Origin of the sequence: Streptomyces sp. NPDC048483, from assembly GCF_040651455.1 — a bacterium.
GTDB lineage: Bacteria > Actinomycetota > Actinomycetes > Streptomycetales > Streptomycetaceae > Streptomyces.
The window spans coordinates 25,211-39,066 of sequence record NZ_JBEZJZ010000081.1; the positions used below are offsets into that span (position 1 = coordinate 25,211).

Below are 13,856 nucleotides of genomic sequence, written 5' to 3' on the forward strand. Positions count from 1 at the left end.
AACCATCAGGAGTCAGCACCCCCCAATGCGGCGCCCTGAGCGCCCTGTTCTCCAGATCGGGATGGCATGTCCTACTTCGACGAGTTGGCGTATCAGTTCATCGACGGCGAGTGGCGCTCGGGCAGCGGCTCTTGGGACATCGTCGATTTCAATCCGTACAACGGCGAAAAGCTGTCCTCCATAACCGTCGCCACGGTCGAGGAGATCGACCAGGCCTACCGCGCCGCCGAGCGCGCACAGCGGGAATGGGGCGCCACCAATCCGTACACCCGGCGGCTGGTCTTCGAGCGGGCGCTGCGGATCATCGACGAACGTGAGGAAGAGCTGGGCGCGGCGATCGCCGCGGAGGTCGGCGGCACGCTGGCCAAGGTGGGCTTCGAGCTGCATCTCGTACGGGAATTCCTGCGCGAGGCGATGCAGCTGGCGCTGCGTGCCGAGGGGCGGATCCTGCCCTCGCCGATCGACGGCAAGGAAAACCGCCTTTACCGCCTCCCGGTCGGCGTCGTGGCCGTCATCTCCCCCTTCAACTTCCCCTTCCTCCTCTCCGTCAAGTCCGTTGCCCCGGCCCTCGCGCTGGGCAACGCCGTCGTCCTCAAGCCGCACCAGAACACCCCGATCTGCGGCGGCGGACTGGTCGCCAAGATCTTCGAGGAGGCCGGGCTGCCGGCCGGGCTCCTCAATGTCGTCGTCACCGACATCGCGGAGATCGGCGATGCGCTGATCGAGCACCCGGTGCCCAAGACCATCTCCTTCACCGGCTCGGAGAAGGTCGGCCGCCATGTCGCGACGGTCGCCGCCGCGAACTTCAAGCACGCGGTGCTGGAGCTGGGCGGTAACAGCGCGCTGGTCGTCCTCGACGACGCCGATCTCGACTACGCCGTGGACGCCGCCGTCTTCAGCCGCTTCGTCCACCAGGGCCAGGTCTGTATGGCCGCCAACCGTGTGCTCGTGGACCGCGCCGTGGAGCGGGAGTTCACCGAGAAGTTCGTCGCGAAGGTCGCGTCCCTGAAGGTGGGCGACCCGACGGATCCGGCGACGCACATCGGCCCGCTGATCAACGAGGGCCAGGCCGAGGCCATCTCCGCGCTGGTGGACCGGGCCGTCGCCGACGGCGCCTCGGCCCTCCTCCAGGGCGAGACGCGCGGCACCCTCGTCGCGCCGAGCGTGCTCAGCGGTCTGCCGGACGACTCCCCGCTGCTCACCCAGGAGATCTTCGGCCCGGTCGTGCTGCTGATCCCGTTCGACGGTGACGACGAGGCCGTACGGCTCACCAACGCCACGCCGTACGGGCTCAGCGGCGCCGTGCACACTGGGGACATCGAGCGCGGCGTGCGGTTCGCCAAGCGCATCGACACCGGGATGATCCACATCAACGACGGCACGGTGCACGACGAGCCGATTGTGCCCTTCGGAGGCGAGAAGAGCTCCGGGGTGGGGCGGCTGAACGGCGACGCGATGGTGGAGGCGTTCACCACGACGAAGTGGATTTCCATTCAGCACGGGCGGTCGCGGTTCCCGTTCTGAGCGTCCCTAGCCGAACGTTCCTGTCCTGAGCGCTTCCTCCTGAGCGTTCCCGTTCCGATGTGCTCCGGTGACGGATTCCTGCGGAATGCGGACAGCTCCTGTCCGCATTGGTTCGTAGAGTGAGGTGTGTCGGAAGGCGGGCGGCGCAGGGCCGTCCGTCGGTGCATGCCATGAAAGGCGGCTGTTATGCCCACTGCTGTTTCTGCCGAGGCTCCTGGTGACGAGCGCGGCGCGCTGCTGGCCTTCCTGGAGGCGCAGCGCGGCGGCCTGCGGCGCGCGGTCCTCGGGCTGACCGAGGCGCAGGTCACCGGGCGGCCGAGCGCCAGCGAGCTGTCGCTGGGCGGGCTGGTCAAGCATGTCGCGGAGGTCGAGCAGCGCTGGGTCGAGTGGGCTCAGGAGCTGCCGCCGTCCGTCGAGCGGACCCAGGAGACCTGGCACCTGTCCTTCCAGCTGGAGGACGGCGAGACGCTGGCCGGGGTGCTGGCCTACTGGGACAAGGCCGCGGCGCAGACCGAGGAGTTCATCCGCGCCCTGCCGAGCCTGGACGACACCTTCCCGCTGCCGGTGGCGCCCTGGTCCCCGCCGAATGCCCGGCGTTCGATGCGCTGGCTGCTGCTCCACCTGATCGAGGAGACCGCCCGGCACGCCGGTCACGCCGACATCGTCCGCGAGTCCGTCGACGGCAAGACGGCCTTTGAGCTGGTGGACGAGGAGCGGACGGCGCACGAGGGGTAGCGCCGGGGCCCCGTCTAGGCTTGCGGCGTAGGCGCGTAAGGGGTTGAGAAGACGATGTCGGCGATCCGGCTGTTGGTGTTGGGTGCGGTGCGGCAGCACGGGCGGGCGCACGGCTATCAGGTGCGCAACGACCTGGAGTACTGGGGCGCGCATGAGTGGTCCAACGCCAAGCCGGGCTCGATCTATCACGCGCTCAAGCAGATGGCGAAGCAAGGGCTGCTGGTCGCCCATGACATCGCGCCCAGTACGGCCGGCGGCCCGCCCCGTACGGAATACGAGCTGACCGGGGCCGGCGAGGCGGAGTTCTTCGCGCTGCTGCGCGCGGCGCTCTCGCAGCACGATCAGAAGGCCGATGTGCTGAGCTCAGGCATCGGCTTTCTCCTCGATCTGCCGCGCGACGAGGCGGTGGCCCTGCTCAAGGAGCGGGTGCGGGGGCTGGAGAAGTGGCGGAGCACGGTCACGGAGTACTACACCCCCGAGGACGGACCCGGTCAGCTCGGCCATATCGGCGAGATCATGAACCTGTGGGTGTGCTCCGCGGACAGCGGCGCGGAGTGGACCCGGGGGCTGATCGAGCGGATCGAGGGCGGGGCGTATGTCTTCGCGGGGGAGGGCGAGCCGTTCGTGGGGGTGCTGGCGGAGGGCCAGGAGAACCCGTATGCGGCGGGCGGTGCGCAGCGGGGGGACTGGCGGTCGGGGGAGTCGGAGGGGCCGGTGCGGGCCGAGCCGTCGCAGCGGGCGCCTGCCGAGCACGAGGGTTAATCAAGTTTGACTAATGTAGCGGTCGGAGTTACCTTCGCGCACAAGTAGTCAAACTTGACTATGCCTCTTGGGGAGGAGATGCCGTGACGGACCGCGATCCCGCGAATCCTGCGATCGTTGTCGAAGACCTGCACAAGACCTACGGCACCAAGGCGGCCCTGGACGGCCTGGACCTGACCCTCGCGCACGGCACCGTGCACGCCGTCCTCGGCCCGAACGGCGCCGGCAAGACCACCCTCGTACGGATCCTGTCCACCCTTCTGCGGCACGACGGCGGCCGGGCCGAGGTGGCCGGCTACGACGTGCTGCGGCAGCCGGACGAGGTGCGGCGGCGGATCGGGCTGCTGGGCCAGCACGCCGCCGTCGACGAGGAGCTGAGCGGGCGGCAGAACCTGGAGATGTTCGGGCGGCTGTTCCACCTGGGGGCACGCCGGGCGGGGGAGCGGGCGGACGAGCTGCTGGAGCGGTTCGGGCTGGCCGATACGGGGCGGAAGGCGGTGGGCAGATACAGCGGCGGGATGCGGCGCCGCCTCGACCTGGCGGCCAGTCTCGTCCTGGCGCCGCGGATCCTCTTCCTGGACGAGCCGACGACGGGGCTGGATCCGCGCGGCCGGACGGAGGTGTGGCACGCGGTGCGGTCGTTGGTGGACGACGGTACGACGGTGCTGCTGACCACGCAGTACCTGGAGGAGGCCGACCAGCTCGCGGACCGGATTTCGGTGGTGGACGGGGGTCGGGTGGTCGCGGACGGTACGCCGGACGAGCTGAAGAGCGCGATCGGGGGCGACCGGCTGGATGTGGTGGTACGGGACGGCCGGCAACTGGACGCGGCGGAGCAGCTGTTGGGACTTCTGCCGTCCGTGGTCGCCGGCGGCGGCACGCTCGCCGTGGCCGCCGACGAGCGGCGGCTGAGCGCGCCCGTAACGGACCGGATGGCCGCGCTGACGGAGGCGGTACGGGTGCTGGACGGGGCGGGAATCGCGGCCGCGGACATCGCGGTGCGGCGGCCGACGCTGGACGAGGTGTTTCTGCGGCTGACGGGGGACACGACGGGGGACAAGGAGGGCGCGGCCGTATGAGCGGTGTGGCGTGGGCGGTTGTCGATTCCTGGACGATGACGCGGCGGGGGCTGGCGCACTGGGCGCGGCAGCCGGGGCAGGTCGCGGTCGGCCTGGTCTTCCCGGTGATGCTGTTGCTGATGTTCGCGTACTTCCTGGGCGGCGGGATGGCCGTGCCGGGCGGTGGCAGCTATGCGGAGTATCTGGTCCCCGGGATGTTCGCGCTGACCATGGCGTTCGGGCTCGAGTCGACGATGATCGCGGTCACCCGGGACCTGGGCAAGGGCGTGATCGACAGGTTCCTTTCGATGCCGATGGCGTCGTCGGCGGTGCTGGTCGGCCGGAGCGTCCTGGACATGCTGCAGTCGGCGCTGAGCCTGCTGGTGATGATCGGTGTCGGGCTGGCGATGGGCTGGCGCTGGCACGGCGGGCTCGGTGGCGCGCTGTATGCGGTGGGGCTGCTGCTTCTGCTGCGGTTCGCGATGCTGTGGATCGGGATCTATCTGGGGCTGCTGGCGGGCAAGCCGGAGATGGTGCAGGCCGTGCAGATCCTGGTCTGGCCGGTCGGCTTCCTCTCCAATGCCTTTGTCCCGGCCGAGAAGATGCCGGGGTGGCTGGGGGCCGTCGCGGAGTGGAACCCGATGTCGGCGACGGCGAGCGCGGTACGGGAACTGTTCGCCAACACCCGCTTTGTGGGCGACAGTTGGGCCGCCGAGCATGCCGAGCTGCTGGCGGTGGGGTGGCCGGTGGCGCTGTTGGTGGTGTTCTTCCCGTTGGCGGTGCGGCGGTTTGGGGGGTTGGGGCGGTGAGGTGAACGGGGGCGGGGCGGGCCGGGGGAACTCGGCCTCGGCCTTTGGCAGGCCTCAGTGGTGAAAGGCCGTCGCCACGCTCTCCGGCCGCCGCAACGGACCCGGCTGTTCCCGCAGTTCGTGCAGCAGCTGCTCCAGGTCGGCGAGGAACATATCGGCGAGGTCGTGGGAGAAGCCGTTGCGGCAGACGACCCGTAGGACGGAGAGGTCCTCGCGGTTCGGGGGGAAGATGTACGCGGGGACCAGCCAGCCGCGTTCCTTCATCCTCCGGGACACGTCGAACACGTCGAAGCTCTTCACGTCGTCGGCGGTCGTGAAGGCGAAGACCGGCAGTTCGTCGCCGCGGGTGAGGAGGCGGAAGTCGCCCAGCGCATCGATCCGTCCGGCCATCGAGCGGGCCACGTCGCGGGTCGCCTGCTGTACGGCGGAGTAGCCGGCCCGGCCCAGCCGCAGGAACGTGTAGTACTGGGCGGCGACCTGGGCGCCGGGCCGGGAGAAGTTGAGGGCGAAGGTCGGCATGTCGCCGCCCAGGTAGTTGACGCGGAAGACCAGCTCCTCGGGCAGCGCCTCCTGGTCGCGCCACAGCGCCCAGCCGACACCGGGGAAGACCAGGCCGTACTTGTGCCCGGAGGTGTTGATGGAGGCGACCCGCGGCAGCCGGAAGTCCCACTCCAGGTCCGGGTCGAGGAACGGCGCGATCATGGCCCCGGACGCGCCGTCCACGTGGACGGGGATGTCCCAGCCCTTGCGCTCCTGGAGCTCGTCGAGGGCGGCGCAGATGTCGGCCACCGGCTCGTACGACCCGTCGAAGGTCGAGCCGAGGATGGCGACGACGCCGATCGTGTTCTCGTCGCAGAGCTCGACGGCGGTCTCCGCGTCGAGGTGGAAGCGGTCGCCCTCCATGGGGACCTGGCGCGCCTCGACCTCCCAGAAGGTGCAGAACTTCTCCCAGCAGACCTGGACGTTGGCGCCCATGACGAGGTTGGGCCGGGCAGTACCCGGATAGCGGTCCTGGTTGCGCCGCATCCAGCGCCGTTTCAGGGCCATCCCGGCCAGCATGCACGCCTCGCTCGACCCGGTGGTCGAGCAGCCGACGGTGGCGGACGGGTCGGGTGCGTGCCACAGGTCGGCGAGCATCGCCACGCACCGTTTCTCCAGCTCCGCGGTGCGCGGGTACTCGTCCTTGTCGATCATGTTCTTGTCCCGGCACTCGGCCATCAGGACGCCGGCCTGCGGCTCCATCCAGGTGGTGACGAAGGTCGCCAGGTTGAGCCGGGAATTGCCGTCCAGCATCAGCTCGTCGTGGACGAACTGGTAGGCGGTGTGCGGGGAGATCGGCCCGTCGGGCAGCGTGTGCCGCGGCGGCGAGGTGGTCAGACCCGACACCGGGTCGGCCTCGCCGTAGAAGGGGTTGACCGGGTGGTGGACGGTGCTCTGCCGGTCGATGTCGGATGCGCCTTTGTGGAGGGTCATGGTCCGTCGTTCCGTCCGTCGTTCCGCCGTTGCTCGTCCGCTGTCCCTGTCCGTCAACTGGCCAGGAGAAGGCCGTACTTGATGGCTCTGGCGAATTTCACGACGCGGCGCGCCTGGATACGGGCGGCGGTACGGGCCTCGTCATCGACGGGGGTGTCCGGGCCGCCGACGTGCGAGGTGCCGTACGGATTTCCGTCGGCGAACTTCGCCGGGTCGGTGTAACCGGGCGCGACAAGGATGCCGCCGAAGTGGTGGATGGTCTGGTAGAGCGCGAGGAGGGTGGATTCCTGGCCGCCGTGTTTGGTCGCGGACGCGGTGAATCCGCTGTAGACCTTGTCGGCCAGATGGCCCTGGTGCCAGTGGCCGCCCAGGGTGTCCAGGTACTGCTTGAGCTGCGACGTCACATTGCCGAAGCGGGTGGGCGTACCGAAGATCACCGCATCCGCCCAGAGCATGTCCTCCGCCGTCGCCTCCAGGATGTCCGCCGTCGCCTTCACGTTCGCCGCCCACGCCGGATTCGCCTCGATGGCCACCTGCGGCGCCAGCTCCGCGGCCCGCCGCAGCCGCACCTCGGCCCCCTCGTGCTCGGCGGTGTCCGCGATCACCCGGGCGAGCTCGGCGACGGTGCCGGTCGAGGAGTAGTAGATGACGGCTACGTGCACCTGCGGGGGCGGGGGTGGAGCCGCAGGCGGGGGTGGCGAGGGCATGGACGTACCTCTTCCCCATCGGCGAGGACGCCGACGACCACGGCGCCGACGACCGCGAAGCATTCCCTACGGAGACGTGGACGGCTCCTACGTCCCTGGCCGCGGCCGGCGTCCGGGCCCGCGCCGACTACTTGGCCGCGGACCGTCTGTGCGGCTCGGACATTTTCGCCGGCCCCGCGCCAACGCTGTTGTCACGCCAGAGACCCACACCCTCGCCGAGTTCATAAACGAAATCTCCGACCGGCAGCATGACGCTCTCGTCGGTCTGCTCTTCCCCTTGGGGGCGTGGGTTCGCGCTCGCGGGTGTAGCGAGGGCGGCGAGGAGCGCGGCGGCTCCGAGGACGGCGGCAGGGGTACGGCGCATGATCAGCCCTTCTCTGGTGACAGGTGAATCATGTGAGGATTGCCCGTATCCCCGCACAGACATGCGCTGTGTCACTCATGTGGGGCTGTCGCCTCAATACGGCATCTGACCAGGCCGAGGAGGCCAGAGCGTCCGCCGCTGACGGCCTGCCACCTACCTGGCCCAGTGGTCATCGGAGGCGGCGCCGCTGCCCTTGTAGGGACGACGAGGAGCCTGGGCGACAGGAGAAGGACGTTTTCGGGCGAGGGAGCGGGACCGTGGAACCGCTGCGGCGTCGGCGCTGGCATGGGCCGGTGCCGCAGGGTTCCTGATCTGTCTGCGGGTGCGGAAGGTCGCGCCGTATCCGCGCTGCGCAGCCTGCGTCGGGCCCGACGGACAGCGCTTGGCCTGCTTGCCCAGGTCAGGGACGGTCCTCGCGGCCGCTCAGGAAGCAGCTGTCGCTGGTCTCCGGGTGATCGAGGTCGTACAGGCCCATCCCGAGGCTGAACGGGCCGACCACCGCCACGACTTTGCGCACGGCGGTGCCGGCAACGCAGCGCCGCCTCGTCCGCGTGCGCCGCGTCCCGCCCGTGCTGCTCGTGCTGTGCAGCGCGGACAGCCGCGCCGTACGGCCCTATGTGCTCAGCCCCGACGAATGGGATGCGCTACGGGCGCGCCACGCACGGCGTGCGGAGCTGACGGAGAACGTCCGGCGGCTCAACAGGTGGTCGTCCGGTGGCGGCGGGCGTCGCTGACGACCGGTGCTAACGACCGGCGCAGGCGTCGGCAATGGCCTGGGTGTCCCAGTAGAACGGTCGGATCTCGGCTATCCGGCCGTCCTTGACCGTGATCGTCTGCAAGATCGGGAAGGCGAGTTCGCGGCCGGTGGCACGGGCGCGAGCGCGGACCTGGGTGAGCACCACCGCGGTCTCGCCGGTGGCGAGAAATTCCTGCTCCACCATGTCGAACGCTTCCCATGTCCGGCTCATGGCGAGGAAGAAGCGCGTCATGCCCGCGTGGCCGCGCCAGGTTCCGCCGTAGGGCAGAGCATCGGCTTGGTGGAGTACGACGTCGGGCGCGAAGTACGGGGCCAGCAGGTCGAACGAGGCCTTGCCCGGACCTCCGGCGGCCAGGTACTCCGCCTCGGCCGCGTACATGCCGGTGAGGACGGACACCGAGTCCGTCGGGGATGAAGGCGGTGAAGGGTGTGAAGGCGATGGATGCGATACGTGCGTCATGTGGCCAGCGTGACCAATGGGGCCGGATTGTGCTGGCGGGAATCGGACGTCGATCTTCGACTGCCGCCGGCACTCCCCGGCCCCCCGCCCCCGGCACGACGGGCCCTGGCCAACGGGCTCTAACTGCTGGCGCTGGCCAGCGACAGCTTGGCGGCGAAGCCGAGGAACGCCGCCCCGGCGCCCGCCGACAGGCCGGCCGTCAGCTTGCGGCGGCGGCGGAAGGTGGCCGCCAGGAACGTACCGCTGAAGATCAGCACGGACAGGTACGTGAAGCTGAAGAGCTGGGCCCAGGCGCCGAGGGTGACGAACGAGAGGACCGGGTGGGCGTAGGCCGGGTCCACGAACTGCACGAAGAAGGAGATGAAGAAGAGGATCGCCTTCGGGTTGAGGAGGCTGATCACGAGGGCCCGGCGGTACGGGCGCTCGACGGTCTCCTTGGGTTCCGCGTGCTTCTCCGCCTGCTCCGCCTGCTCCGCCCGGCGGGCCGCGCGGCCGCGCCACAGGGACCAGGCGCCGCGGAGCATGCCGACCGCCAGCCAGGTCAGATATCCGGCGCCGGCGAATTTCACGATGGCGAAGAGGACCGGGGTGGTCTGGAGGAGCGAGGCCACCCCGCCGGCCGACAGGGTCATCAGTACGGCGTCGCCGCAGAGCACGCCGAGCGCGGCGCGGTACGCCACCCGCGGGCCGCGCCGGGCCGCCACCGAGACGACGTACAGCGAGTTCGGTCCGGGCAGAAGGATGATCAGCGCGAGGCCCACCAGATAGGTGGACAGGTCCGTTATTCCCAGCATGGGGGGAGGATGTCACCGTCGGACGGCGCGTTCATCCTCATTTCAGGATCCGGGCTTGCACCTCACGTGACGTGAGGACTCATCGTGGAGTGCGTACCGAGACAAAGACGATGGCGGGAAGGCGCGGAAGTGAGTTATTCGGTGGGGCAGGTCGCGGGATTCGCCGGGATTACGGTGCGGACCTTGCACCACTACGACGAGATCGGGCTGCTGGTGCCCAGTGAGCGCAATCACGCGGGGCACCGTCGCTACGGCGATGCCGATCTCGACCGGCTGCAACAGATTCTGTTCTACCGGGAACTCGGCTTTCCGCTGGAGGAGATCGCGGTCCTCCTGGACGATCCGGATGTGGATCCGCGGGAACACCTGCGGCGTCAGCACGATTTGCTGAGCGTGCGGATCGGAAAGCTCCAGGAAATGGCCGCCGCCGTCGAACGAGCGATGGAGGCACGCAGGATGAACGTACGGCTGACCCCGGAGGAGAAGTTCGAGGTCTTCGGGGACTTCGACCCGGATGTGTACGAGGACGAGGTCAAGGAGCGGTGGGGCAACACCGACGCGTACAAGGAATCGCAGCGGCGGACGGCCTCGTACACCAAGGAGGACTGGAAGCGGCTCACGCGGGAGTTCGACGCCATTCACCAGAAGATGGCGGACCTGCTGGCGCAGGGGACGGCCGCGGATTCCGAGGCGGCGATGGACGTGGCGGAGGAGCACCGGCAATTCATGTGCGGGGCCTACTACGACTGCACGCACGAGTTCCACAGCTGCCTGGGAAAGATGTATGTGGACGATGAGCGGTTCACGGCCACGTTCGAGAAGATTCGCTCCGGGCTCGCCGTTTATATGCGGGACGCGATTCTGGCGAATACCGCGCGGCACAGCTGACGGACAAGCGGAACAGCTGACGGGCAAGGGGAGTGTGCGCCTGCGGGCCCGGCTTCGGGGCCAGGGGGGGCTCAGCTCAGGGGGGCCAGCACCACGGCCGTCCCGTAGGCGCACACTTCCGTCCCCACGTCCGCCGCCTCCGTGACGTCGAAGCGGAACATCAGGACGCCGTTGGCGCCGCGGGAGCGGGCCTGCTCGATCAGCCGGTCCATCGCCTGATTACGGGTCTCGACGAGGGTCTTGGTCAGGCCCCGCAGCTCGCCGCCGATCATCGACTTCAGGCCGGCGCCGATCTGGCTGCCCAGGTGGCGGGAGCGCACCGTCAGGCCGAAGACCTCGCCGATGACGCGGTCCACGTGGAACCCAGGAACGTCGTTCGTGGTGACCACCAGGACGTCGGACTGGGAGTGCTGTCCGCCGCCGTACTCCTCGATGCCCATAAGGGGTGCACCTCCCGTGCATTCCGCCGGCTTCTTGTGGCCAGGATCACCCGGCGGGGGAGGTGCTGCCAGCCAGAGGGCGGTGGCCGGGGCCCGACGGGAGCGGGAGCGGGGCCCGGCCGGAGCGGGGCCGGAAGCCGTGACTGGAACCATGGCCGGGCACGGAGCGTTGATAGCTTTGGGCCGCACACAGCGCCTGCATCCCCGTCGCACCGCACGATCCGGCGCCCTCGACCCTGGAGCCTTCACCCCGTGAATACTCTCGCGCTCGGCCCCCAATGGCTGGACCCGGACTATCTGATCAACGCCTTCGGTCTGATCGGCATCCTGGTCATCGTCTTCGCGGAGTCCGGCCTGCTGATCGGCTTCTTCCTGCCGGGTGACGCCCTGCTGTTCACCACCGGTCTGCTGGTGACGGCGGGCAAGTTGGACTGGCCGCTGTGGATGGTGTGCGGGCTGATCTTCCTTGCCGCGGTGCTCGGTGACCAGGTGGGCTATCTCTTCGGCCGCAAGGTCGGGCCCTCGCTCTTCAAGCGCCCGGATTCGCGCCTGTTCAAGCAGGAAAACGTGGAGAAGGCGCATGAGTTCTTCGAGAAGTACGGGCCCAAGTCGCTGATCCTGGCCCGCTTCGTGCCGATCGTGCGGACCTTTACGCCGATCATCGCGGGCGTGAGCCGGATGAACTACCGCTCCTTCCTCACCTTCAACCTCATCGGCGGTGCGCTGTGGGGTGTGGGTGTGACGGTGATGGGCGCCCTGCTCGGCAACATCGCGTTCGTCCACAAGCACATCGAGATGATTCTGATCGCGATCGTGCTGGTGTCCGTCGTGCCGATCGCCATCGAGTACCTCCGCGCGCGCAGCAAGTCCAAGAAGGCGGCCCTGGCGGGCGAGCCCGGACAGGTGCTCGACCAGGTCGCCGACCGGTCGCAGGCAGGCGGCGCCGACGGGCGCCGGGGGCGGCACGCCAAGCGCTGACTCCGGCACGCCAAGCGCTGACAGGCCGCCGCCTACGGCGGCCCCGCCGTGCCCGCCGCCACACGCCGCATTACTCTGCGAATACCTCCGCCCCGTGTGCTGACCGCACGCGGTAAGGCATCGTGTCCTTGACGGTCGGTAGGAGGCGTACGAGGAGCGAAGAGAGTGGTGGCGGACCCACAGCGAGGCCAGCGCGGCACCAACGGCAGCAGCGGCCCCACGGATCAGGGCACGCCTGATGACCTCAAACCGCAGTCGGACGAGGCGCACAGCGCCTTCACACCGCCTCTGGGGGTGCCGTATCCGCCGCTCCCGGAGGACGAGCATCCGACCTCCGAGTTCGCGCTGCCGAAGGGGCTGAAGCCGGAGGCGCCGGCCGAGCAGGAGGGGTCGGCGTTCGTGGCGCCGGGCAGCACCACCGGGCAGACCCCGCTTCCCGCCCCCGTCGGCGCCACGGCCATCAGCGCGGCCTTCACGCCGCCGCACGGCATACCGGTCATCCGCCTCACCAAGGAGGCGCCCTGGCAGGACCGGATGCGCACCATGCTGCGGATGCCGATCCATGAGCGGCCGGTGCCCGAGCGGCTCGAGCGCGCCGACGAGGAGACCGGCCCGGCCATTCCCCGCGTGCTCGACATGACCCTCCGTATCGGCGAGATCCTGCTGGCCGGTGGCGAGGGCGCCGAGGACGTCGAGGCCGCGATGTTCGGTGTGGCGCATGCGTACGGGCTGGAGCGGGTCGAGCCGACCGTCACCTTCACGCTGCTGTCGATCTCGTACCAGCCCTCACTGGTCGAGGACCCGGTCACGGCCAGCCGGACGGTGCGGCGCCGCGGTGTCGACTACAACCGGCTCTCCGCGGTCTTCCGGCTCGTCGACGAGATCACCTCCGAGGGCATCACCCTGGAGGAGGCCTACCGTGGCCTCGCCGAGATCCGCCGTAACCGCCACCCGTACCCGAGCTGGGCCCTGACGCTGGCGTCCGGGCTGCTGTCGGGTGCGGCCTCGATGCTGGTCGGCGGCGGGGCGCTGGTGTTCTTCGCGGCCGCGATCGGCTCGATGCTGGGCGACCGGCTGGCGTGGCTGGCGTCCGGGCGCGGGCTGCCGGAGTTCTACCAGTTCGTGGTCGCGGCGATGCCGCCCGCGGCCGTGGGCCTCTTCTTCGGGCTGGCGCACTCCAATGTGCAGGCCTCCGCGGTGATCACCGGTGGACTGTTCGCGCTGATCCCGGGGCGGGCGCTGGTCGCCGGCGTCCAGGACGGCCTGACCGGTTACTACATCACCGCCGCCGCCCGCCTCCTGGAAGTCGGCTACCTGGTCGTCGGCATCGTCGTCGGCGTGCTCTCCGTGCTCTACGTCGGGCTGCAGCTGAACCCCGCCCTCAAGCACCTCAACCCGGAACAGGCGTTCAAGCTCTACAACCAGCCGCTGGTGCAGATCATGGCATCCATGCTGCTGGCGCTGGCGTTCTGTGTGCTGCTCCAGCAGGAACGTCACACCGTGGCCTTCGCGACGATAAACGGCGGCGTCGCCTGGATCGTCTACGGCGCCCTCACGGTCACCGCCGGCTTCAACGAGGTGCCCTCCACCGCCATCGCCGCCGGCCTGGTCGGCCTGTTCGGCCAGCTGCTGTCCCGCTACCGCTACGCGTCGGCGCTGCCGTACGTCACCGCGGCCATCGGCCCGCTGCTGCCCGGTAGTGCCACCTACTTCGGCCTGCTCAACTTCGCCCAGGGCCATCTGATCGAAGGGTTCTCGTCGCTCATCAAGGCGGCCTCGCTCGCGCTGGCCATCGCCGTCGGCGTCAACCTCGGAAGCGAGGTGGCCCGGCTGTTCCTGCGCGCTCCGGGGGTCGAGGAGCCGGGCGCCGGCCGCCGGGCGGCGAAGCGGACCCGCGGGTTCTGAGCGGCCCCATACGCCGAACGGGGCGGCACCCACTCCCATGGATGCCGCCCGTTCGGGTGTTTCTCATACGAAAATCACAGCACCCCAGAGGGCGTGCGGCGGCCCGGCCCAGACCGCGCTGACGCTGCGGGCGGTCGGCGGCCTGACCACTGCCGAGATCGCCCGCGCGTTCCTGGTGCCGGAGGCCACGATGGCGGCCAGG

At 69.5% G+C, this 13,856-nt stretch carries 15 protein-coding genes and 1 pseudogene; 10 read left to right on the plus strand and 6 right to left on the minus strand.

Annotation, left to right across the window (positions count from 1 at the left end; all coding sequences use genetic code 11):
* The first annotated feature begins 66 nt into the window (after positions 1 to 66).
* The 5 genes from AB0D04_RS30960 to AB0D04_RS30980 all read left to right on the plus strand — a co-directional run bounded on the left by AB0D04_RS30960 (position 67) and on the right by AB0D04_RS30980 (position 4,888).
* Positions 67 to 1,524 carry an aldehyde dehydrogenase family protein gene (locus AB0D04_RS30960; RefSeq protein WP_362709947.1) on the plus strand — a complete coding sequence of 486 codons (1,458 nt, stop codon included), beginning with the start codon at positions 67 to 69 and terminating at the stop codon, positions 1,522 to 1,524.
* Positions 1,525 to 1,710: 186 nt separating this feature from the next.
* A complete protein-coding gene (locus tag AB0D04_RS30965; protein ID WP_362709950.1) occupies positions 1,711 to 2,259 on the plus strand; it encodes a DinB family protein in 549 nt (182 codons plus the stop codon).
* Positions 2,260 to 2,313: 54 nt separating this feature from the next.
* A complete protein-coding gene (locus AB0D04_RS30970) occupies positions 2,314 to 3,021 on the plus strand; it encodes a PadR family transcriptional regulator (protein WP_362709953.1) in 708 nt (235 codons plus the stop codon).
* Between the two features lie 83 nt (positions 3,022 to 3,104).
* Complete coding sequence (locus tag AB0D04_RS30975; RefSeq protein WP_362709956.1) at positions 3,105 to 4,100, plus strand: ATP-binding cassette domain-containing protein; 996 nt, start codon at positions 3,105 to 3,107, stop codon at positions 4,098 to 4,100.
* Positions 4,097 to 4,888 carry an ABC transporter permease gene (locus tag AB0D04_RS30980; protein WP_362709958.1) on the plus strand — a complete coding sequence of 264 codons (792 nt, stop codon included), beginning with the start codon at positions 4,097 to 4,099 and terminating at the stop codon, positions 4,886 to 4,888. Before AB0D04_RS30975 ends, AB0D04_RS30980 begins: the two co-directional genes overlap by 4 nt.
* 54 nt (positions 4,889 to 4,942) lie before the next feature.
* Here AB0D04_RS30980 and AB0D04_RS30985 read toward each other — a convergent pair whose 3' ends face one another.
* From AB0D04_RS30985 to AB0D04_RS30995, 3 genes are all read right to left on the minus strand, one after another.
* Positions 4,943 to 6,361, minus strand: a complete 1,419-nt coding sequence (locus AB0D04_RS30985) for a glutamate decarboxylase (RefSeq protein WP_362709960.1) — start codon at positions 6,359 to 6,361, stop codon at positions 4,943 to 4,945.
* Between the two features lie 53 nt (positions 6,362 to 6,414).
* The gene (gene wrbA, locus AB0D04_RS30990) at positions 6,415 to 7,068 is read right to left on the minus strand and encodes an NAD(P)H:quinone oxidoreductase (protein ID WP_362709962.1); all 654 of its coding nucleotides are present in this window, start codon (positions 7,066 to 7,068) and stop codon (positions 6,415 to 6,417) included.
* Positions 7,069 to 7,195: 127 nt separating this feature from the next.
* The gene (locus AB0D04_RS30995) at positions 7,196 to 7,432 is read right to left on the minus strand and encodes a hypothetical protein (RefSeq protein ID WP_362709964.1); all 237 of its coding nucleotides are present in this window, start codon (positions 7,430 to 7,432) and stop codon (positions 7,196 to 7,198) included.
* Between the two features lie 521 nt (positions 7,433 to 7,953).
* Here AB0D04_RS30995 and AB0D04_RS31000 point away from each other — a divergent pair.
* Complete coding sequence (locus tag AB0D04_RS31000) at positions 7,954 to 8,166, plus strand: hypothetical protein (RefSeq protein ID WP_362709966.1); 213 nt, start codon at positions 7,954 to 7,956, stop codon at positions 8,164 to 8,166.
* 9 nt (positions 8,167 to 8,175) lie between these two features.
* Here the strand turns inward: AB0D04_RS31000 and AB0D04_RS31005 are convergent, their stop codons facing one another.
* Both AB0D04_RS31005 and leuE read right to left on the minus strand, forming a co-directional pair.
* On the minus strand, positions 8,176 to 8,568 hold the full coding sequence (locus AB0D04_RS31005; RefSeq protein WP_362709982.1) for a nuclear transport factor 2 family protein: 393 nt from the start codon (positions 8,566 to 8,568) through the stop codon (positions 8,176 to 8,178).
* Between the two features lie 200 nt (positions 8,569 to 8,768).
* Positions 8,769 to 9,443: a leucine efflux protein LeuE gene (leuE, locus tag AB0D04_RS31010; RefSeq protein ID WP_362709968.1), complete on the minus strand. Its 675-nt coding sequence runs from the start codon at positions 9,441 to 9,443 to the stop codon at positions 8,769 to 8,771.
* 129 nt (positions 9,444 to 9,572) lie between these two features.
* On the opposite strand from leuE, the gene AB0D04_RS31015 reads away from it, so the two are divergent.
* Complete coding sequence (locus AB0D04_RS31015) at positions 9,573 to 10,331, plus strand: MerR family transcriptional regulator (protein WP_362709971.1); 759 nt, start codon at positions 9,573 to 9,575, stop codon at positions 10,329 to 10,331.
* 71 nt (positions 10,332 to 10,402) lie between these two features.
* Here the strand turns inward: AB0D04_RS31015 and AB0D04_RS31020 are convergent, their stop codons facing one another.
* Positions 10,403 to 10,771 (minus strand): YbjQ family protein, encoded by a 369-nt coding sequence (locus AB0D04_RS31020; RefSeq protein WP_362709974.1) that lies wholly within the window; start codon positions 10,769 to 10,771, stop codon positions 10,403 to 10,405.
* Positions 10,772 to 11,023: 252 nt separating this feature from the next.
* On the opposite strand from AB0D04_RS31020, the gene AB0D04_RS31025 reads away from it, so the two are divergent.
* From AB0D04_RS31025 to AB0D04_RS31035, 3 genes and pseudogenes are all read left to right on the plus strand, one after another.
* A complete protein-coding gene (locus AB0D04_RS31025; RefSeq protein WP_362709976.1) occupies positions 11,024 to 11,749 on the plus strand; it encodes a VTT domain-containing protein in 726 nt (241 codons plus the stop codon).
* Between the two features lie 165 nt (positions 11,750 to 11,914).
* Positions 11,915 to 13,654 carry a threonine/serine exporter family protein gene (locus tag AB0D04_RS31030; protein WP_362709979.1) on the plus strand — a complete coding sequence of 580 codons (1,740 nt, stop codon included), beginning with the start codon at positions 11,915 to 11,917 and terminating at the stop codon, positions 13,652 to 13,654.
* 106 nt (positions 13,655 to 13,760) lie between these two features.
* Positions 13,761 to 13,856 (plus strand): annotated as a pseudogene (locus AB0D04_RS31035) (sigma factor-like helix-turn-helix DNA-binding protein); the annotation flags it as partial.

What these genes read in the sequence shown, in the direction of transcription:
- AB0D04_RS30965 (WP_362709950.1), top strand. Translation starts at nt 1,711, where the DNA reads ATGCCCACTGCTGTTTCTGCCGAGGCTCCTGGTGACGAGCGCGGCGCG.
- AB0D04_RS30970 (WP_362709953.1), top strand. Translation starts at nt 2,314, where the DNA reads ATGTCGGCGATCCGGCTGTTGGTGTTGGGTGCGGTGCGGCAGCACGGG.
- AB0D04_RS30995 (WP_362709964.1), bottom strand. Translation starts at nt 7,432, where the DNA reads ATGCGCCGTACCCCTGCCGCCGTCCTCGGAGCCGCCGCGCTCCTCGCC.
- AB0D04_RS31005 (WP_362709982.1), bottom strand. Translation starts at nt 8,568, where the DNA reads ATGTACGCGGCCGAGGCGGAGTACCTGGCCGCCGGAGGTCCGGGCAAG.
- AB0D04_RS30980 (WP_362709958.1), top strand. Translation starts at nt 4,097, where the DNA reads ATGAGCGGTGTGGCGTGGGCGGTTGTCGATTCCTGGACGATGACGCGG.
- leuE (WP_362709968.1), bottom strand. Translation starts at nt 9,443, where the DNA reads ATGCTGGGAATAACGGACCTGTCCACCTATCTGGTGGGCCTCGCGCTG.
- wrbA (WP_362709962.1), bottom strand. Translation starts at nt 7,068, where the DNA reads ATGCCCTCGCCACCCCCGCCTGCGGCTCCACCCCCGCCCCCGCAGGTG.
- AB0D04_RS31020 (WP_362709974.1), bottom strand. Translation starts at nt 10,771, where the DNA reads ATGGGCATCGAGGAGTACGGCGGCGGACAGCACTCCCAGTCCGACGTC.
- AB0D04_RS30985 (WP_362709960.1), bottom strand. Translation starts at nt 6,361, where the DNA reads ATGACCCTCCACAAAGGCGCATCCGACATCGACCGGCAGAGCACCGTC.
- AB0D04_RS30960 (WP_362709947.1), top strand. Translation starts at nt 67, where the DNA reads ATGTCCTACTTCGACGAGTTGGCGTATCAGTTCATCGACGGCGAGTGG.